Here is an 18,466-nt window from a genome sequence, read left to right on the forward strand (position 1 = left end):
GCTGCTGGTACGCGCTGTGCACTAAACGGCGGTCAGGCTGACTATTGTGTAACCTTGCCTGTCCCGCCCCGGTTAGCAGGCCATGAATACTTTCCGACTGCTGGCCGCCCTCGGCCTGCCCACGCTGGCGCTGGCCGCTGCCGTGGCCGCCCGCCCTGCACCCACCGCCCCCGTGGCCGACGCCAACCTAGCCAAAATCAAGCTGCCGGCAGGCTTCCGCATCAGCTACTTCGCGCAGGGCGTGAGCGGCGCCCGCGAACTGGCCGTGGGGGCCAACGGCACGGTGTACGTGGGCTCGAAGGAGCAGGGCAAGGTGTATGCGCTGCCCGATAAAAACCACGACGGCAAGGCCGATGAGGTCATCGTCATCGCCAAAGGCCTCAACAGCCCCAACGGCGTGGCCCTGCGCCAGGGCAGCCTTTACGTGGCCGAAATCAACCGCATTATTCGCTTCGATAACATCGCGGCGAACCTGAAAAAGGCCCCGAAGCCCAGCGTGGTGTACGACAAGCTACCCGCCGACGAGTGGCATGGCTGGCGCTATATTGCTTTTGGTCCGGATGGGCTGCTCTACGTGCCCGTGGGCGCGCCCTGCAACTCCTGCCAGCCCAAAAAGCCGGTGTACGCCACCATCAACCGATTGAAGGCTGACGGCACGGGCTTCCAGAACTACGCCAGGGGCGTACGCAATACGGTTGGTTTCGACTGGCACCCCGTCACGAAAGAGCTGTGGTTTACTGACAACGGCCGCGACAATATGGGCGACGACCAGCCCGCCGACGAGCTCAACCGGGCGCCCAAGGCCGGGTTACACTTTGGCTTCCCGCACTACTTCGCTGGCGACGTGCCCGACCCGGATTTTGGCCCCGGGCAGTCGGCCGACAACTTCGTGAAGCCCGCCCGCAAGCTGGGCCCGCACGTGGCCGCGCTGGGCATGAAGTTCTACACCGGCAAGCAATTCCCGGCCGCCTACCGCAACCAGATTCTTATCCCCGAGCACGGCTCCTGGAACCGCAGCAGCAAAAGCGGTTACCGCATTATGCTGGTGAAGCTCGACGCCACCGGCACCAAAGCCCTGAGCTACGAGCCCTTTGCTGAAGGCTGGCTACAGGGCCAGCAGCCCTGGGGCCGCCCCGTGTGCCTGCTGGTGCTGCCCGACGGCTCGCTGCTGGTGAGCGACGACCAGAACGACGCCGTGTACCGGATTTCGTACGGCGGCTAGGGCAGCGAAAAGAACGAAAACTCCCCTCCTCAGAAGAGGAGGGGATGTTTTTGCGCAGCAAAAACGGGGGTGGTTGAAGTCGTGCGCGCCGCCTGGGCAGCTCCGGCGCGCCCCAACCCACAACCCTTGATGCTCCGCCGATTACGAGACGCTGCTGGTGCTGTCTACCACCGGGCAGGCGCTAGCGGGCTTTGCGCCCGGCGCCTCATCGCCCGGCGCTACCTCTACGCGGCCGATTCGTGCCTGACGCTGCGGGTGGAAGGGCCGCGCTAAAAGCCCGTGCCGCTACTGCCAGCACCAATGTGGATACTGATGCCACCAATGCAGCTGGCACTGTCAGTAATACGCCTGATGGAATAACCAATACGGCTGCTGGCACAACCATTACGTTTAGTGCTGGCGCCGATGTGGCTATTTGTGCATTCAATTTGGCCGCTAGTACCGCCTAAATTGATAATGAGGCCACCAAAGTTGCTATGCACGTAGCTGATACAGCGAATAAAGTAACCAATAAGGCTGTTATTGCCAGTGATTGGGTGACTCATGTAGCCAATATGTATAATTAATACATTAATACCGCCAGTTGTCACCTTAATACGTTAAGTAGTGCTGGGGTCGACGACCAGGCCGCCGGTACCCGGTTCGGGTAGCGTAGCAACGAAACTCCGTGCTGCAAAAAGAAATGCAGTAGCTTAGCCCTCGATTAGCCCGCTTTCTCCTTATGTCCGCTGCCCGCCCTCCTAAACGACTGCTTGGCCGCCGCGAGCTGGTCGACTTTCCTGCCTTTGCATTGGTGGGGATAGAGGCCAAGGTCGATACCGGCGCCTATACCAGCGCCATCCACTGCACCGACATTCACACCGAGGCCGACGCCCAGGGCCGCCCCGTGCTGTGCGTGCGCCTGCTCGACCCCGACCACCCCGGCTTCGACGGCCAGCCCCTGGAATTTGCCGATTTCGGGCTGCGCGACATCCGCTCCAGCAACGGCGAGGTGCAGGAGCGCTACGTCATCCGGGCGGTGGTGCGGTTGTACGGCGAAGATTTTACCGCCGAATTTTCGCTCTCCGACCGCTCCGACATGAAGTACCCCGTACTGCTGGGTCGCAGTCTGTTGCGGCAGGGCCGCTTCGTGGTCGACGTGGCCCGGCGCAATCTTTCGCGCCGGGCGCAGGAACGCGCCGCTGGGCGGCGCCGTTCGTCCTGACCTAATTTTGGGGCGGCGGAGCCCCCCACCCATCCACCACCCACCCCACCCAATGAAGCTGGCCATCCTATCCCGCGAGCCCAAATCGTACTCTACCAAGCGGCTGGTGGAAGCCGCCGCCGCGCGCGGCCACGAGGCCCTGGTGCTCGACCACCTGCAGTGCAATCTGGTGCTGGAGAAGGGCCGCCCGGGCATCATCTACCAGGGCCAGCCCGTGGAAGACATCGACGCCATCATCCCGCGCATCGGCGCCTCGGTCACGTTCTACGGCACGGCCGTGGTGCGGCAGTTTGAGATGATGAAAGTGCGCACGGCCGTGGATAGCCAAGCCATTGTGCGCTCGCGCGACAAGCTGCGCTCGATGCAGATTCTGAGCCGCGCCGGCGTGGGCATGCCCAAAACCGCCTTCACCAACTACTCCGAAGACGTGCCGGCCATGATTCAGCAGGTGGGCGGCGCGCCGGTCATCATCAAGCTGCTCGAAGGCACGCAGGGCCTGGGCGTGGTGCTGGCCGAGAGCGCCAAAGCCGCCCAATCGGTCATCGAAGCCTTCCACAACCTCAAGGCCCGCATCATCGTGCAGGAGTTCATCGCCGAAAGCAAGGGCGCCGACCTGCGCGCCTTCGTGGTGAATGGCGAAGTGGTGGGGGCCATGAAGCGCCAGGGCAAGGAGGGCGAATTCCGCTCGAACCTGCACCGCGGCGGCACCGGCACCCTCGTGAAGCTGAGCCGCGCCGAAAAAGCCGCCGCCCTGCTGGCCACCAAGGCCCTGGGCCTGGGCATCGCGGGTGTGGATATGCTGCAAAGCGCCCGCGGCCCGCTGGTGCTGGAAGTGAACTCCTCGCCGGGCCTGGAAGGCATCGAAAAGGCCACGGCGCTGGACATTGCCGGGCGCATTATCGACTACACGGCGGCGCTGGCGGTGAAAAAGAAGGTGAAGAAGGTGAAGAAAGGACCGGAGGCCGTGGATATGCAGTCGGATATTCCGAAGGGGCGCTAGCTCGCGGGGCTGGCCATGAAGAACCGCTACCTGACGTGGCTGCTGGTGCTGCTGGTGCTGCTCGACCTGGCGCACACTTTTGCCCAGAGCTATTACCTGCCGCTCGACGGCGACCTGGCGGCGATTGTGTTGCCCAGTGCGTGGTACCAGCCCGTGCTGCACGACCCTTTTGGCTGGGCCGTGCTTTCCAAAAACGCTGTTTATGCGGCGCCCAACCGGTTTTTTGCTCACGCGGCGATGGTGGGCTACTGGCGGCAGGTGCCGCGTTGGCTGCAGGCCGTCGCCGCGCCCATCGACAGCATTTACCTGGCCGCCGCGCTGTTCAATGCTGCCGTGCAGGCCCTGCTGCTGGGGCTGCTGGCGGCTCACGCGCGGCGGCTGCTGCCCACGCTGGGCCGCGCCGGTAGCTGGCTGACGGCGGCCCTGCTCACGCCGCTGTTTCAGCTCACCAGCTTCGGCGCGCAGATGGGCATTCTCTCCCGTTCGCTGACTTACACCTTCTTTTACGCCTTTCCGCTGGCCTTGCTGCTGCTGTGGCTGCTGCCGTTTGGGCGGGCGGCTAGTCGGGCGCAGCCGCTGCGGCTGCCAGCCCCGGTGGTTGGGCTATGGGCGATGCTGGCGGTGGTGCTGGCCTTCAACGGGGCGGTGGTGACGGCCGCCGTGGCCGTGCTGGGGCTACTGATGGCTGGGCAGGGGGCCGCGCAGCGGTACCGTACCGGGCAGTGGCCGGCGTGGTGGTCGGGGCAGGCGCTGGGGCTGGGCTTGTGGCTGGGGGCGCTGTGCGCCTACTCGCTCTTCATTGGGCGCAACAATGCTGAGAACAGTCATCTCTACACCCTGGGCGCGCTGTATCAGCGCCTGCCGCAGGGCATCTGGAATGCGCTGACGGGCAAGCTCGGGCTGCCATTGCTGGTGCTGTTTGTGGTGCTGAACGGGCAGTTGGTGCGGCGCTTCACGCGGCCCACGGCCGAGGGGCAGCGGGTGCGCCAGCTGCTGCGCTGGATGGCGGTGTTTGCCGGGCTCTACCTGCTGCTGCTGCCGCTGGGCGGCCATCGGCCCTACCGCGACTACCTGGTGCGCAACGACTCGGCGCTGCCGGTGCTGCTGGGCCTGCTGCTGGCCTACGGCGTTTCGACGCTGCACCTGCTGGGCAACCTGCCCGCCCGCGCCCGGCGCTGGTACCTGGGCGGCGTGCTGGCGCTTACGGGCGTTTTCGTCGGGGCCGATTATCACCTCTGGTACCGCGGCGAAAACAACCATTGCGAGCGCGCCGGCCTGCAGCTGCTGGCGCAGTCACCAGCGCCAGTAGTGCGCCTGCCCGCCGATTGCAAGGTAATGTCGTGGGTGCCTTTGACCGACCCGCAGCAATCGGCCACCAATGCCGAGCTGCTCTATTACTGGAGCGTCACCCCCACACGAAAACTGTATTATCAGTAGATTAACGGCGGGCGTTGTTACTTGCAGGCTTATCACCCTGCCGATGCCCGATTCCGACGCTATCCACCTCAACGGCCTCGCCATTCAGCCCGGCGAGCGGGTACTCACGCGGCTCGTGATTTCGAAGCTGCCCTCCGGCACCGTTATCGACGTGCCGGTGCATGTGCTGCGGGCCCACGAGCCCGGCCCCACGCTGCTACTGATGGGCGGCATGCACGGCGACGAGGTAAACGGCATCGAAACCATCCGGCGCATGGTGCGGCGCGAGCTGCTGCAGCCTACGCGGGGCACCGTCATCGCCATTCCCATTCTCAATATCTACGGCTTTTTGAATTTCAGCCGCGACGTGCCCGATGGCAAGGATGTGAACCGCTCGTTTCCGGGCTTCCCGCGGGGCTCGCTGGCGGGGCGGGTGGCCCACCGCTTCATGCGCGAGATTATGCCGCTGATTGACTACGGGATTGATTTTCATACCGGCGGCGCGGCGCGGGCCAACTTCCCGCAGGTGCGCTGCCAACTGGGCGTCGATGCCGAGACGGATGCGCTGGCGGCGGCCTTTGCGGCGCCCTTCACGCTGCACGCGGCCCTGCGGGCGGGGTCATTGCGCGAGGCGGCACAGGCGCGGGGCAAGCGCATTATCGTGTACGAAACCGGCGAAAGCCTGCGGCTGGATGAGCACGGCATCGAGGAGGCGGTGGCGGGTACGCTGCGGGTGCTACACCACCTGGGCATGGGGGCCGAGGGGCCGCCGCCGGCGCGCCCCACCATCGTGTGCCGGCGCCAAACCTGGCTGCGGGCGCGCTACGCGGGGCTGTTCCGGGCCCACGTTGAGAACGGGCAGTACCTCGAAAAAGGCCAGATATACGGCTCGGTGGCCGACCCTTACGGCGAGCAGGCCGTGCGGCTGGAATCGCCGGTGAGCGGCTACGTGATTGGGCTGAACCACATGCCGGTGGTGAACCAGGGCGACGCCCTGCTGCACGTGGCGGTGCCCGAAGTAGCGCGGACTTTGTAGTCCGCGATTGATAACGTTCAGACTCGCGAACTGCAACCGAAGGTCGGCGAAGCCAAAGTCCGCGCTACCGCTTATGTCATTCACCTTATTCACTTCCCGCCTTACGCTACGCCCCCTGCGCCCCGCCGACCTGCCTGCTTTCCTCGCCTACCGCTCCGACCCTAATGTGGCCCGCTACCAGGGCTTCGAACCCTACACCGAAGCGCAGGCCGAGGCTTTCATTGCCAGTCAGACCAATCAACCCATTCCGGCGCCGCCCGGCGAGTGGGTGCAAATCGGTATTGCCCGCGCCGAGGACGATTTGCTGCTGGGCGACTGCGCCCTGCACCTCGACGGCCACGACCCGCGCCTGGCCGAAATCGGCATCACGCTCAGCGCGGCGTTTCAGGGGCAGGGCTACGCGCAGGAGGCCTTGCGGGGCCTGCTACGGTTTTGTTTTGAAACCCTTGAGCTGCACCGCGTGATAGCGAATATGGACGTGCGCAACGCGGCCGCCGTGCGGCTGGTGGAGCAGCTGGGGCTGCGCCGCGAGGGCCATTTTCGGCAGAATGGGTGGTACAAGGGCGAGTGGTGCGACGAGTACCAGTACGCCCTGCTGGGCCGCGAATGGGCCGCGCGGGCGTAGCCGGACGGCGGGTGTACTTTTGTGCTTTACTCACTTGATTTTCCCAATGAAAAACCCCTTGCAACTGGCCATCAATGCCGTTTTGTTCATTGCTGTGGCCGTGCTGTTTTATTTGCATTTCAGCTCCACGAAAGCGCCCAAGGTGGCTAAAGCCACTGCCCCGACGGCCGTGGTAGCGGCCGATTCGGCCGCCGCGCCGGTGGCCGAGGAAGAAACCGTGGTAACCGAGTCGGCCGATACGGCGGCGGCGGAGGTGGCGGCCGCCCCAGCCGTGGCCGGCGAGAAAATTGCCTACATCGAGTCGGGTCGCCTGCTGGATGGCTACCAGGGCATGAAGGATGCCCGCCGCTCATTTGAGGCCAAGGCCAAGGGCTGGGAGCGCCAGAACCAGGCCCTCATCAGCAGCTTCCGCACGGCCGTGGAGGCCTACCAGAAGCAGGCCCCCGGCATGAGCGCCGAGCAGCGCGCCGCCGCCGAAGAGAAGCTCCAGGCCCAGCAGCAGGAAAGCGGCATGCAGCAGGAGAAAATCGGCCGCCAGGCCCAGGAGGAAGAAGCCAAGCTGACCCAAACCGTGCTGGAGAGCGTGAACAAGAAAGTGGAAGCCTACGGCAAAGCCAACGGCTACAAGCTGATTCTCATCGCCGCGCCCAGCGGCACCATTGCCTACGGCCGCAAGGATATGGACATCACGGTGCCGGTGCTGGCGTACCTGAACGGGCAGTACCGGAAGCGGTAGGGGCCTGCCAGAACGATAGAAACAGAACGTCATCCTGAGCCGCGCAGCGGCGAAAGGACCTCGCCCACGCCGCGTGCAGCAGTAATTAATTACTACCACAACGAAGCGGGCGAGGTCCTTTCGCCGCTGCGCGGCTCAGGATGACGTTCTTTTTGTGCGCCTCACAAGCTGGAACGAAGTTTGCCAACCCACCCCCGGCAGCAACACGCGGGCGCAGTTTTCCTTGAAAACCGCCACGTTGCGTAAGCGCGCACAACCCGGGGCCCAGGGCTGCGCGGCTTATCCCGCTATTCGTTCACTTGGTTTATCGACCTGTTTTTATGCACATCAAATCGATGCTTGGTGCGCTGGCTTTGCTGGCGCTGGGCAGCTTCGGGGCCTCGGCCCAGGTGCAGGTGGTGGTGGGCGGCGGTGGCTACTATGGCTACGGCCCGCGCCACTGCCTGCCGCCTCCGCCGCCGGTGGTGTACTACGCGCCCCCGCCGCCACCGGTGTACTACGCCCCGCCGCCGCCGCCGCCGGTGGTGTACTACGCGCCCCCGCCGCCGCCCCGCTACTACAATGGCGGGGGCTACTGCGGCCCGCGCCGGGGGGGCTACCACGGCCACGGCGGCTGGCGCGGTGGTGGCCGCCGCTGGTAGCTGAGGGCTGCTGATTCCGTACCGGTATGTTTGGGAAAGCCCCGCCACGCTGTGGCGGGGCTTTTTTGGTGGGGGTAGGATTGCGTTTTGCCGATTATAGGGCGCGGGCGAAGGGCGACGTGGGTCGGAACGGCGGCGACGGGCATCGGGAAATCGGCGACGCGTATCGGGGAGCCCGCGACGTGACTCGGGATGGCGGCGACGGGTATCGGGAAGGCCGCGACGGGTATCGGGGAGCCCGGCGCGCGAGTCGGGACGGCCGCGACGTGGGTCGGGACGGCCGCGACGGGTGTCGGGAGGGGCGCGACGTGAGTCGGGATGGCGGCGACGTGACTCGGGACGGTGGCGACGAGCATCGGGAGGCCCGCGACGCGTGTCGGGACGGGGGCGACGGGCCTCGGGACGCATTAGGATATTATCGAATAATTTCCTACGTTTGGCTCGTTCATTTAACATCCTAAACGTCATGGAAAATAACCGCATGAATAGTCTGGTGCTGCGCGATAAGGCCACGGTGGAAGGCCTGGCCGACGACAAGCCCCATTACGAGCCGCTGGAAGAGGATATTGCTCCCTTGCGCGACGAGCACGCCGCCAATACTCTCCTGATAGCGCCGCTGGCGGAGACGCTGCTGGAAACGGCTACGGACGATGCTACTGAGCAGAAAACCAGTTCGAAAAAACAACTCAAGAACCTGGGCGAGCGGCTGGCGGGGGCCATGCAGGGCTACGCCGCCAGCAAGGCTAATACCGATACCGACCTACCCGGCAAGGTGAATATCAACCGCACCGACCTCAACGAGGCCGATGATGCGAGCTTCGCGACTATTCTGCGCAATTTGTTGAAGGTGGCCGAGCCCTTCGCTACCCAGGTGGCCAAGCGCGAGTTTTCGGCCGAAGACCGGACGGAGATGGAAAAGCTGTTGGACCGCTTCGAGAAGAAACAGGTGAAGCAGCAGGTGAACCGCACGGCCGGCAGCACCGACCTCAAGAAACTGGAGGCGCTGCTGCGCCGCAACGCCAGCCTGATTAAGGAAATCCGCAAGCAGCTGAAGGCTTACAAGAACTCGAAAACCAAGCACGCGGTGTGGGAACGGTTTGTGAGCTACACCAAGATAATTAACCGCCCGGGCGGCGGGGGCAGCAAGCCGCAGCCCTAAGAAACGGGAAGGCCCCGCCGGTAAGGCGGGGCCTTTTCGGTTATTGGCTACATTTGCGCCCATGCCCCAAGCCCCCGAAACCGCCCCCAAGCCCAGCGAATTGCCGATGCGCCTGACGCGGCTGCGCGTCAAGAATTTCCGCAGCATCGCGGAGCTGGATATTCCGCTCTCGCCCCTCACCGTGCTGGTGGGCCCCAACGGCTCGGGCAAAAGCAACGTGGTGGATGCCCTGCGCTTCGTGCGCGACGTGTTTGCGCGCGGGCTCGACCAGGCGGTGATGGATAGGGAGGGGATGGGGGTGATTCAGCGGTGGGGGACGGAGGGAGAGGGAATTACGATTGGGCTGACGTTCTCCCTCAAAGAATATATTGAGGTTGAGTTTAATGGAGTGGATGAAGCAGGGGAACCTGAATTTTCTGCTACTGGTATAAGTCCAGTGGTACAGCTTAAATATGAGTTTGTAGTAAAGAAATCAGCCTATGGCGAGGCCTATACTGAAAAGCAGACATTGGCTCTTTCGGCAGAGCAAGACGAATTTCCCAAACTTACTATATTGAAGAAAGGGAACGTCGTTTCGGGGAAATTGGGGGATGGAGAATGGGTGGCTGATTTGGGGAAAAGAAGATTTTTGCCACCATCAGTAGATGCCCCATCAGGGGATACTAAACTTGTAGACCTATTCCATTTCAGTAAGTCCTTATTTGGTGCTAAGGTTAGGTCATCGCACAGCTTCACAGAGCAAGATTTACTTGAAAAAGAAGTAAAATGGTGGACTAAATTCCGAGAAGCTGTTAACCGATTCGTGGAAGAAATAACTGATAGTAGCTTTTTTACATTAAATCCTACTGACTTAAGGCAGCCCCAGCAGATATTAAAGGAAAGTCCTTTTGACGAAAGTGGGCGTAATATGGCTGCGGTAATACGCCGAATAAAGCGTTATGATGAATCGAACTGGCCTGATTTGCAGTTTGCCTTACGTCAAGCTGTAGCAGGCTTTGATACCATCGAAATAGAATCCGTAGGCGGCTACCTCGCCACCAAACTCCTTTACCACACCGACGACCCTACCAAGCCCCGCGCCTCCTACCTCGGGCAGGAATCGGACGGCACCATTCGGATGCTGGGGCTGCTGGCGGCGCTGTACCAGGAACCGGCCCAGCCGTTTATCAGTATTGAGGAGCCGGAGGCTAATATCCACCCCGGGGCGCTGGCGGTGCTGGCGGGCGTGCTCGACGAGGCCAGCCTGCGCAGCCAGGTGCTGGTGACGACGCACAGCCCCGACATGCTCGACCACCTGCCGGCCGAGTCGTTTCTGGTGGTGGAGAAGGTGGGCGACGCCACCCGCGTGGGCCCGCTCGATGCGGGGCAGCTGGAGTCGGTGCGCAAGCGGCTGTTTACGCCCGGAGAGCTGCTGCGCATGGAGGGCTTGCAGCGGCAGGCCGACAACGATTCAGCCGAGTAGAGTATGCCGACGCTGCATCTTTTGGTGGAAGGGGAGGGCGACATTCAGGCCGCGCCGATTCTGCTGCGGCGGCTGCTACATGAGGAATATGGGCGCTATGAGTGGCAGGTGGAACCTAAGCATACCATGAAAGTGTGGGGCTTGGCTAAGCTACGCAGTCGGCTAGCAGATTTCATTGAACACCTGCGGGGCAAGCGCTGCGATGGTGCATTGATTCTGCTGGATTTGGAGGACCAGTTGCCTTGCGAAGAAGCCCCGGCATTGGCTGAAGAAATTGCTGCGTTGCGGCCCCTGCCGTTTCCGGTGGTTATTGTGTTTGCCTACCGCGAATACGAGGCGTGGCTGCTGGCAAGCCTGGCGAGCATCGCGGCGCAGTCGGCGCACTTTCCAGATGGCCTCAGCTATGAGGAAAACCCCGAAGGCAAGCGCAATGCTAAAAAAGAGTTAGAGGTGCGAATGCCAGCTTTGGTGAAGTATAAGGAAGTGCTGCACCAAGCCGAGTTTACCAAATACCTGGATTTTGAGCAAGCGCGGCGGGCACCGTCATTTCAGCGTTTGGAGCGAGCTATGCAGGAGCTACTAACGGCCGTGGATAATGGCGCGGGCGCGGGCATGGTTTCGCCCCGACGGAAGTAGCGCGGATTTTGTAATCCGCGAGTGAGAACGTTCGGACTCGCGGATTACAAAATCCGCGCTACAACAAAAAAGCCCCGCCAGGTTCTGGCGGGGCTTTCTGTTGCAGAAAGAAAGGACTTGCGGCTATTCTTTCACGAGGCGTTTGACCACGGTGCCTTCCTGGGCGTGCAGGCGCACGCTGTAGACGCCGGCGGGCAGCTCGCGCAGGTCGAGGGCCTGAGCGATGAGGCCTTGGCGGGGCTGGGCGCTGCGCTGCAGCAGCACCTGGCCCAGGGTGTTGACCACATCAATCTGCACCGGACCCTGCGCGCGCAGGCCGCTCAGCTCCACAGTGGCCCGGCCGGTGGCCGTGGGGTTGGGGTAGAGGCTGAGCCCGGCCTGCAGCTGCCGGGGGCGGGAGGCCAGGGGCAGCAGGCTCAGGGTGTGCTGGCAGCCGAGGTTGTTGGTCACGGTCAGGCGGACCTGCAGGCCGGGGCCGGGCGCGGTGGCGTAGCGGTGCCAGGGCGGGGTGGGGCCGTCGTAGGTGGTGCCGTCGCCGAAGTCCCAGTGCCAGGCCACGAGCTCGGCGTAGCGGGGGCCGGGCATCGACTGGTCGAGCACGAGCACAGAGTCGCCGCGCACGCTCAGGGCGGGGGCGAAGGCGGCCGTGGGCGGCGTGCGGCACAGGTCGGGCACATAGGGCACGCCCACCCCGCCAAAGGTGGCGAAGTAAGCGTTGAAGTTCGGCGGTACTGTACCGGCCGGGCCATACACGCTGCCGGCCAGATAGGCCGAGCCATCGGGGTGGCTCACCATCGAGTACCACTGCGAGGAAATAGCATTGGGGTAGAAATGCGTGTAGCGCCACGCCGCCGTGCCGGTGGGCGTGCGGCACTCCAGCAAGCCTGGCATGGTGTAGTAGGTAGAGTTGGGAATGGGCACCATGTCGTAGCCACCGAAGACGACATTGCCATTGGCCAGGGGCTGGAGCAGGTAGTAGGGCAGGTTGAAGCGCGGGTTGCTGCTGGTGCTGGTCCACTTCACGCGGCCCAGGGTGTCCACGAGCAGGGCCTGGCCCTGGGCTTTGGGCGAGGTGCCGGTGCCCAGGTAGCGCTCGCCGAGGATGGCCAGCGTGCCGTCGGGGCACAGGCGCAGGCGGCGGCCATACTCGTCGTCGCCGGGCTGGCCAAACCGGCGGGTCCAGAGGGTGTCGCCGCTGGGGCGCAGCTTCACGAGGTAGTAGTCCATGCGCCCGCGCGTCGACTGGCCGGGCGTGTAGGGGGTGCCATCGTCGCAGTAGCCCAGGGCCAGCAACGAGCCGTCGGGGTGGGCAATCACGTCCATAATGTTGCCCACGCCGCCGTAGCCGCGGCTGGCCCAGCTGTGCTGCCGCAGCAGCTGGCCTTGCCGGTCGAGCTTCCACAGGCCGGGCTTGGGAAAGCTGCTGGTGCCGGGAAACGCCAGCGAGTTCACCAGGGCCAGGTAGCCGTCGGCCGTGCGCAGCAGGTGGCCCACGTCGCTCACGTTCGCCCACGGGTAGGCGTGCTGCTGGCGGGCCCGCCCCAGCGTGTCCACGTTCACGAGCACCAGCGAGTCGGCGATGCCGGCGCGGGCGGTGTAGGACAGGCCGAAGTAGGTGAGGCTGTAGTCGGGCTCGGCTACCACCCCTTTGGCAAAGTCCTGGCCGCGGGTGCCGGTGTTGCGCCCCAGCTGGCGGTAGCGCACCGTGTCGCCCTGCGCCGTCGTTACCGAAAACATAAATTCGCTCGGAGCCAGGGCAGGTCGCGCGGGATTAATGTTATTAGCCGTGCCGCAGTGCGCATACCGCCGGCCGGGTAGCGGGAAGGAAAACAGCTCGCCCCACGAAATGGAATTAGGCTCGGCGCGGTAATAGTACGGTTGGGCGCGTTCGACTAGGAGTGTAGGCTGCGCATGTGCCCCTGCTGCAAGCAGCAGGGGCAGGCTCAGCAGCCGGGCAGCCCGGAGGGCTGTGGTCGGGAACGTGACGCCGGTCATTGAATGAGCAATTTATGATGAGCGAGGGAGCGCCCTGCTACCTCCAGCGTATAAATGTACAGCCCCGCCGGAAGTGTACGCAGGTCCAGCGTCAGGGTGTGCTCGCCTGCCGCCAGAGGCTCGGTGCGGCAGAGGCGGCCGCTTACGTCGCGCACCAGCAGGCGGGCCGGAGCGGTGGTGCGGTAGCTGATGGTGGTGGTACCTGTGCAGGGATTAGGCACATTCTGGGTCAGGTAAGTGCCCGGTACGGTGGCGCGGGACGTCGATAGCGTAGCCGCCGCACGCTGCAGGCCAGTTGTGTACCCAAGCGTGGTAAGGCAAGTGACCGACGAGTTGAACGTAGCGCCGGTGTAAGCTCCCTGTACCTGATTGTCGGGGCCCAGATGGTCGTCTTCTGCGTCGTTGGGCACAGCCGTTGCCGCCTGCTCATAGCGAGCGTAATTCAGCGGCGGATTACCGCTGCTGTTATACACGTGCCAATACGTGCTACCGGTAGCCGCATTATTATTCCCCGAGTTATTGCCCGTGAAAGCATTGCGCTGCAGGCGAAGGATAGTGCCAGGAATGCCTGGGGCTCCCGACGGCTCGAAGCTGAAATCAAGCTGCTCGAGGGGCTGCCCGGGGGCCGTGAAGATGCCCGGTGCGCGCCAGATGCCAAAGCTCTCGCCCCCCACACCGGCGGGCCGCATGAAGGAGTTGCAGTCGACCACGGCCGTGCCAGTGGGTAGGGTGGCATCCTGGCGCTGGAAGCGCAGGCCAATCTGGCAGCCCAGGAACGTATTGCCCAGCACCTCGCCATCGGCTTGCTCGGCCGGGGCCAGGTAGCCCTGGTACAACTGCTCAAAGTGATTGTTGCGCACCAGGGTGGTGCCGGGGCGGGCAAAGAGCCCGGTTTGCGGGTAAGGCACCGCGTAGCGGTAGAGCGTAAACGGTTGCTGCGTCTGCTCGAAGCGGCAGCGCTCCACCACCAGCGGGTCGCCCTGCGCGTAGATGCCAAAGCAGGTGCTAGGCTGCACCGGCCCGAGCGGGCCCTCCAGGGCCGTTACCTCGACTAGCGCATCCCGCACGAAATCCAAGGGCAGGTGGCTGAAGGCATTGTCGGGCACCGGGAACGTAATGACGTTATCGGTCCAGGTGCTGGGCCGCTTGTTGACGTAGTTGTAGGCGGCGGCCACGTAGCAGTCGGAGAATACGTTTTTGCTGGAGTTCAGGCCCTGTCCCTCTGGCATCCATACGCCAAACAGTGCGTGCTTGAGGGTATTGTGGCTGAACTGTAAGTAGCTCAGGTCGCCATTCAGGTTGAGGTGGCGCCAGCTGCAAAACTGTTTGGTGGGGGTGCGGTAGTGGTAAGGCGCACGCATCTGGTGCGGGTCCGAGTCGAAGGTGCAGCCCACGATGTTAATAATGCCCGGCGTTGCGCCGGCTCCCTCCTTCAGCATCACACTCTGCAGGTTGTTGAGAAAGCGCGTGTCGGTGAGGGAGAGGCCGTAAGGAGCCCCTGAGTTCGCGGGTGCGGCACTGGGGTCGAAGGCCAGCACAATGCCGTCAATGGCGTGGCTGATTTCGCTGTGCGCCGCCTGCATACCATACCAGCTCTTGATAAGAATGCCGCCCCACATGGCCTCGCAGCTGGCCGTCAGCGTGCCCTGGTGCACGTTCAGAAAGCCATCATCGCCGATTATCAGATACACCCCTTTGTCAAACGTGAGCGTTGCGCCGGGCTGCACATCAAAGAGGCCGTTGTGGAAGTACGTATCGATGGGGAAGTGATACGTGTAGCCGCTCTTAAACTCCAGGTCGCCGTGGTAGTCGCCTTTTTCCATTATAATCAGCTGACTGCTTTTCACGCAGTCGCCGCAGGTGGCGGGCCGCACCTTCACCGTTACTTTCCGTTGTGACTGGCAACCGCTGCCGTTGGTGGCCGTGACGGTGTATTCGGTCGTCACGTCGGGCGTTACCACCACCGACGAGCCGGTCAGGTTGCCGGGCTCCCAGGTAAAGGTGTTGCTGCTGGCTCCACCGGCGTGTAGCACTGTGCTTTCGCCCGCGCAAATCGAAGACTCTTCGGCTTTCACCGTAAAATCGGAGCCATTGGAGAAGTACAGGGTTACCTCGCGGCAGACCTGACAGGTCGTGCGGTCGCGGCTATTGCCGTACGAGGGCGTGCCCGGAATTCCCTGGAAGCTGGTCAGCCAGGCGCACAACGTGAGCGTAATCTGCTGCGCGCCCTGTTGTTGCAGGGCGTCGAGGCGCAGCTTGGTTCCCGGCCCGTGGCCCGCAATAAACGTATTGTGGTCCAGATAGGGGCTGCCGCTCCAGGCGAAGTTGGTGGTACCCCCCACGGCGTTCCCATTGATAGTGCTGGCCTGCGCGATACTGGCGGCCAAATCAATATTGGCGACATTCTCCTTCAGAATGTAGTAGGGCACGCCATCGGCGTCGGTGGCATACTCGGGGCCCGAGCCCACCAGGCACACTACCGGCGTCGGGGTATTGACCACCATGTCGACCAGCGGCCGCACCCGAATACGGATGGAGCGGTTGACACTGGGGCAGCCGGGCGGAGTTACCTTGCAAGTATAGTTGTATTCCTGCACACTAGCCCCCATCGTCGACACAATGGTGTTGGTGAGCGATTCGGTGAGCGTGCTGCTGGTGGCTCCCGCCAGCAGGCTGCCATCGCGGTACCACTGGTAGGTATAAGCGGTGTTGGCTAGGCCCCGCAGGGTAAGGGTGACGGCATCGCCGGAGCATATCTCGTTGAGCGGGTCGCCGGTGGCCGACGACGTCAGCTGCAGCGCCTGACTTTGGATGTCGCACAGGTTGCCCTGGCAGGTGGGAGTTGGGTTCAGGGTGATGTTCGCCGTTACATCGGGGCTGATGCCCAGGTTGGTGGCGCTGCTAATGGCCAGGGTGCCACTGCCGGCATAGCGCAGGCTGGCGCCGGGCTCAATGCAGAGGTAGCTGCCGGGCATCGTTTCCAGCACCCCCTGCTCAAACAGCACGTCGGCGTTGCTACGAATGTGCAGCGTAGCGCCGCTGGCCAGCTTCACTTTGAGCGCCCCGGGGTTGTTCGACAGGATGCGGTTAGCCGGGTCTTCAATCTGAATCAGCCCCGCGTTGTCGGCATCGGCGGGTGTCGTGGCCGGGGTGCCGCCCAGGTACAGCTGCAGGCCGTTGGGGCATTCGTAGGCGTCGCTGGTGCGGTACGTGCCTATGTCGGCCCCGCGCAGGATGAGGCGGCCCCCTTTGTGCACAATTATCTTGGCCGTGGGGCCGGCAAAGCCCAGGCGGCAACTCACAATCAGGGTAGCACCGCTTTTCACGTGGAGGTTACCGCGCATGTTGTGCACCGTGCGCCACGTCTGCGAACTGCTCACGTAGGTGTCTTGCCCAGCCAGCGGCTGGCAGTGGTCGCGCACCTGGGCGGCGTCCGTCCGAAACTGGTAAGTGGCATACCCCACGCCGGGCGGCATTACCTCGCCGGCATTCAGCCGGTTGTGCATAATACCAATCTGGCACTGCGACAGCGAATACCCCGGCAGCAGCGGATAGTCCATGATGTTGTTAGACTCCTGCTGGCCATTGCCCGGACCACTGAAGCTGCAGGTGGCCCCGGTGCCCCAGGCGTGGCCCAGGCCCAGGCAGTGGCCCAGTTCGTGCGACAGGTTCCACTGCAGCACCCGGAAGGACGCCTGCTGGTTGGCCACGTTGTTCGGGTTGCTGGGGTCGTCGGGGTTGAAGGCGGTGTTGGGCGCCATCAGCGGGTGATTATACAGATTCCAGTAGTAGCCGCGTAGGATGATGCAGCGGGTGCCCATAGCCACGCCGCCCATGCGGTAGCGGTTCACGGGCACCCCGTAGGCATCCAGGTTGGGCGTGCCCACGCCGGGGTGCTCCCCCGTAAAAACGTGGATAGCGTTATCCACCAAATCGTTCGGAATCGCATTCTGCTGGCCGGGGTTGGCCACGGTATTCACCACGTATTTGTCATACAGGTAACTGGTGCAGTTGCCGGCAGTGCCTCCCCCGGGGCAGGTGAGGGTGCTGCCCTCCGACATGTTCCAGGCGTAGGTGTCGCGGTAGTAGCGCACCTGCGCCACCTGAAACTGGATGCGGGTGTCCTGGAGCGGTGCGGGCGCGGTGGTAACCGGCGTGGTCCAGCCGCCAGTGGGCGTCGTCAGGCGGTTGTCCAGCTTGCGGTAAATGCCGTTGACGCCCGGTACCGGCCCGCCGGCCCAGTTGCCCAGGCCCGTTACTATGCCGCGCAACACGGCCTCCTGCGCTCCGCCATCCTGCGCCGGCGACTGCCAGTTTTCGGTGCCGTCGTCTTTCTGGAGCACGTGAATAACAAGCCGCACAGTTTTAACCGGCATATTCGGGATTTGCAGCTGATTGACGTAGTAGCCGGGGGCAGCTTCCTCGGGCGCCCCACAGCTTATTGTGCCAGTAGCTATCTGCATGGGGCCTCCCGGCCCTGGATTGCCGGGCGTATTGGCTGGCCGGGCGCTAAGGCCGGTGGAGTCGGCCGGCCGCCAGTAGCACTCCGGGAAGGAGTGGGCGTCCTGGGCCCAACTTAACCCAGGGTGCAGCAGTGCTGCGAAGTACAATGCCAGCCATAAGAGCCGGACATTACCAGGTAGGTAAAATTTGTTCATGAATGGTGAGAAAAAACGGGCGCAAATTGTCAGTCGAAGTGGATTGCTGATAAAATGCTGGTTAAAAGATGGTTGTTGGGGTGTTTTGGGGTGTGCTACATGCTAAAAACGGGCTAGAGGTGGAAGGTGCTTTGCAGAACAGACGAACGTTATGGCTGCACGGTGGAATACTTGTTTTTTGTTATAAAATAGCAGGTTATGAAAAATGATGGAACCAGGGAAGGGGGCTAATGCTCAATTCAGCAAGAGCGTAGCAAATGTCTTATGAGACGGAGAGGAAAAAAAAGGAAACAATGGCCGATTTTGAGACAGTTAAGTCGGCTCTTTTTGCTTGGTAATTCACATATTTGTCCTGAGTATAATGCTTTTCTAAGCGGGCTCATTAAAGCTAAATTATTTGGTGTTAAATTGTTATTCGAGTTTTGGTTCTTGCAGAAAAACGCGAATAATTTTAGTGGCTTGAAAATAAATTTTTCAACTTCTAGCCAGGGATTAACGCTGAGTGAGGAGTTGTTAGCAGTGCCGCTTCTGTTTTGGACCATCGGTATTTCTGGCGTTTTGCCCAGGTGCGGCGCACCAGCCCGTAGCTAAGGCCCGACTGTTAGCAGGCGAATAGAATAATTGCTTAAGCCCGGGCTGGTAGGTGTTCTACCGCCTACATTTTTGTCCACAAAAA

The 18,466-nt window shown here is 62.7% G+C and carries 15 protein-coding genes; 12 read left to right on the forward strand and 3 right to left on the reverse strand.

What is annotated here, in order from left to right; translation table 11 throughout:
- Positions 1-82: 82 nt before the first annotated feature.
- Together Q5H93_RS21230 and Q5H93_RS21235 are read left to right on the forward strand one after the other, a co-directional pair.
- The gene (locus Q5H93_RS21230; RefSeq protein ID WP_305008714.1) at positions 83-1,222 is read left to right on the forward strand and encodes a PQQ-dependent sugar dehydrogenase; all 1,140 of its coding nucleotides are present in this window, start codon (positions 83-85) and stop codon (positions 1,220-1,222) included.
- 126 nt (positions 1,223-1,348) lie between these two features.
- Positions 1,349-1,495 carry a hypothetical protein gene (locus tag Q5H93_RS21235; protein WP_305008715.1) on the forward strand — a complete coding sequence of 49 codons (147 nt, stop codon included), beginning with the start codon at positions 1,349-1,351 and terminating at the stop codon, positions 1,493-1,495.
- Here the strand turns inward: Q5H93_RS21235 and Q5H93_RS21240 are convergent.
- The gene (locus tag Q5H93_RS21240) at positions 1,492-1,767 is read right to left on the reverse strand and encodes a hypothetical protein (RefSeq protein WP_305008716.1); all 276 of its coding nucleotides are present in this window, start codon (positions 1,765-1,767) and stop codon (positions 1,492-1,494) included. The genes Q5H93_RS21235 and Q5H93_RS21240 overlap by 4 nt on opposite strands.
- Before the next feature lie 176 nt (positions 1,768-1,943).
- Between Q5H93_RS21240 and Q5H93_RS21245 the strand changes: the two genes are divergently transcribed.
- The 10 genes from Q5H93_RS21245 (at position 1,944) to Q5H93_RS21290 (ending at position 11,137) form a co-directional block, all read left to right on the forward strand.
- Complete coding sequence (locus Q5H93_RS21245; RefSeq protein WP_305008717.1) at positions 1,944-2,426, forward strand: ATP-dependent zinc protease family protein; 483 nt, start codon at positions 1,944-1,946, stop codon at positions 2,424-2,426.
- A 52-nt stretch (positions 2,427-2,478) separates the two neighbouring features.
- Positions 2,479-3,426, forward strand: a complete 948-nt coding sequence (gene rimK / locus Q5H93_RS21250) for a 30S ribosomal protein S6--L-glutamate ligase (protein WP_305008718.1) — start codon at positions 2,479-2,481, stop codon at positions 3,424-3,426.
- Positions 3,427-3,441: 15 nt separating this feature from the next.
- Complete coding sequence (locus Q5H93_RS21255) at positions 3,442-4,863, forward strand: hypothetical protein (protein ID WP_305008719.1); 1,422 nt, start codon at positions 3,442-3,444, stop codon at positions 4,861-4,863.
- Between the two features lie 43 nt (positions 4,864-4,906).
- Positions 4,907-5,878, forward strand: a complete 972-nt coding sequence (locus Q5H93_RS21260) for a succinylglutamate desuccinylase/aspartoacylase family protein (RefSeq protein ID WP_305008720.1) — start codon at positions 4,907-4,909, stop codon at positions 5,876-5,878.
- A gap of 73 nt (positions 5,879-5,951) precedes the next feature.
- Positions 5,952-6,503: a GNAT family N-acetyltransferase gene (locus Q5H93_RS21265; RefSeq protein ID WP_305008721.1), complete on the forward strand. Its 552-nt coding sequence runs from the start codon at positions 5,952-5,954 to the stop codon at positions 6,501-6,503.
- 46 nt (positions 6,504-6,549) lie between these two features.
- The gene (locus Q5H93_RS21270) at positions 6,550-7,239 is read left to right on the forward strand and encodes an OmpH/Skp family outer membrane protein (protein WP_305008722.1); all 690 of its coding nucleotides are present in this window, start codon (positions 6,550-6,552) and stop codon (positions 7,237-7,239) included.
- A gap of 320 nt (positions 7,240-7,559) precedes the next feature.
- The gene (locus Q5H93_RS21275) at positions 7,560-7,880 is read left to right on the forward strand and encodes a hypothetical protein (protein ID WP_305008723.1); all 321 of its coding nucleotides are present in this window, start codon (positions 7,560-7,562) and stop codon (positions 7,878-7,880) included.
- A 466-nt stretch (positions 7,881-8,346) separates the two neighbouring features.
- On the forward strand, positions 8,347-9,039 hold the full coding sequence (locus tag Q5H93_RS21280) for a hypothetical protein (RefSeq protein ID WP_305008724.1): 693 nt from the start codon (positions 8,347-8,349) through the stop codon (positions 9,037-9,039).
- A gap of 61 nt (positions 9,040-9,100) precedes the next feature.
- On the forward strand, positions 9,101-10,501 hold the full coding sequence (locus tag Q5H93_RS21285) for an AAA family ATPase (RefSeq protein WP_305008725.1): 1,401 nt from the start codon (positions 9,101-9,103) through the stop codon (positions 10,499-10,501).
- Positions 10,502-10,504: 3 nt separating this feature from the next.
- Entirely contained in the window at positions 10,505-11,137 is a 633-nt protein-coding gene (locus tag Q5H93_RS21290) for a DUF4276 family protein (protein WP_305008726.1), read from the forward strand.
- Between the two features lie 123 nt (positions 11,138-11,260).
- On the opposite strand, the gene Q5H93_RS21295 is transcribed toward Q5H93_RS21290, so the two are convergent.
- Together Q5H93_RS21295 and Q5H93_RS21300 are read right to left on the reverse strand one after the other, a co-directional pair.
- Complete coding sequence (locus Q5H93_RS21295; protein ID WP_305008727.1) at positions 11,261-13,132, reverse strand: T9SS type A sorting domain-containing protein; 1,872 nt, start codon at positions 13,130-13,132, stop codon at positions 11,261-11,263.
- Entirely contained in the window at positions 13,129-17,790 is a 4,662-nt protein-coding gene (locus Q5H93_RS21300; protein WP_305008728.1) for a T9SS type A sorting domain-containing protein, read from the reverse strand. The genes Q5H93_RS21295 and Q5H93_RS21300 overlap by 4 nt, the downstream gene beginning before the upstream one ends.
- Positions 17,791-18,466: the final 676 nt, after the last annotated feature.

Source organism: Hymenobacter aranciens (genome assembly GCF_030580865.1).
Lineage (GTDB): Bacteria > Bacteroidota > Bacteroidia > Cytophagales > Hymenobacteraceae > Hymenobacter > Hymenobacter aranciens.

What these genes read in the sequence shown, in the direction of transcription:
- Q5H93_RS21280 (WP_305008724.1), top strand. Translation starts at nt 8,347, where the DNA reads ATGGAAAATAACCGCATGAATAGTCTGGTGCTGCGCGATAAGGCCACG.
- Q5H93_RS21240 (WP_305008716.1), bottom strand. Translation starts at nt 1,767, where the DNA reads ATGAGTCACCCAATCACTGGCAATAACAGCCTTATTGGTTACTTTATT.
- Q5H93_RS21300 (WP_305008728.1), bottom strand. Translation starts at nt 17,790, where the DNA reads ATGAACAAATTTTACCTACCTGGTAATGTCCGGCTCTTATGGCTGGCA.
- Q5H93_RS21265 (WP_305008721.1), top strand. Translation starts at nt 5,952, where the DNA reads ATGTCATTCACCTTATTCACTTCCCGCCTTACGCTACGCCCCCTGCGC.
- Q5H93_RS21260 (WP_305008720.1), top strand. Translation starts at nt 4,907, where the DNA reads ATGCCCGATTCCGACGCTATCCACCTCAACGGCCTCGCCATTCAGCCC.
- Q5H93_RS21290 (WP_305008726.1), top strand. Translation starts at nt 10,505, where the DNA reads ATGCCGACGCTGCATCTTTTGGTGGAAGGGGAGGGCGACATTCAGGCC.
- Q5H93_RS21270 (WP_305008722.1), top strand. Translation starts at nt 6,550, where the DNA reads ATGAAAAACCCCTTGCAACTGGCCATCAATGCCGTTTTGTTCATTGCT.
- rimK (WP_305008718.1), top strand. Translation starts at nt 2,479, where the DNA reads ATGAAGCTGGCCATCCTATCCCGCGAGCCCAAATCGTACTCTACCAAG.
- Q5H93_RS21230 (WP_305008714.1), top strand. Translation starts at nt 83, where the DNA reads ATGAATACTTTCCGACTGCTGGCCGCCCTCGGCCTGCCCACGCTGGCG.
- Q5H93_RS21285 (WP_305008725.1), top strand. Translation starts at nt 9,101, where the DNA reads ATGCCCCAAGCCCCCGAAACCGCCCCCAAGCCCAGCGAATTGCCGATG.
- Q5H93_RS21245 (WP_305008717.1), top strand. Translation starts at nt 1,944, where the DNA reads ATGTCCGCTGCCCGCCCTCCTAAACGACTGCTTGGCCGCCGCGAGCTG.
- Q5H93_RS21275 (WP_305008723.1), top strand. Translation starts at nt 7,560, where the DNA reads ATGCACATCAAATCGATGCTTGGTGCGCTGGCTTTGCTGGCGCTGGGC.
- Q5H93_RS21295 (WP_305008727.1), bottom strand. Translation starts at nt 13,132, where the DNA reads ATGACCGGCGTCACGTTCCCGACCACAGCCCTCCGGGCTGCCCGGCTG.
- Q5H93_RS21255 (WP_305008719.1), top strand. Translation starts at nt 3,442, where the DNA reads ATGAAGAACCGCTACCTGACGTGGCTGCTGGTGCTGCTGGTGCTGCTC.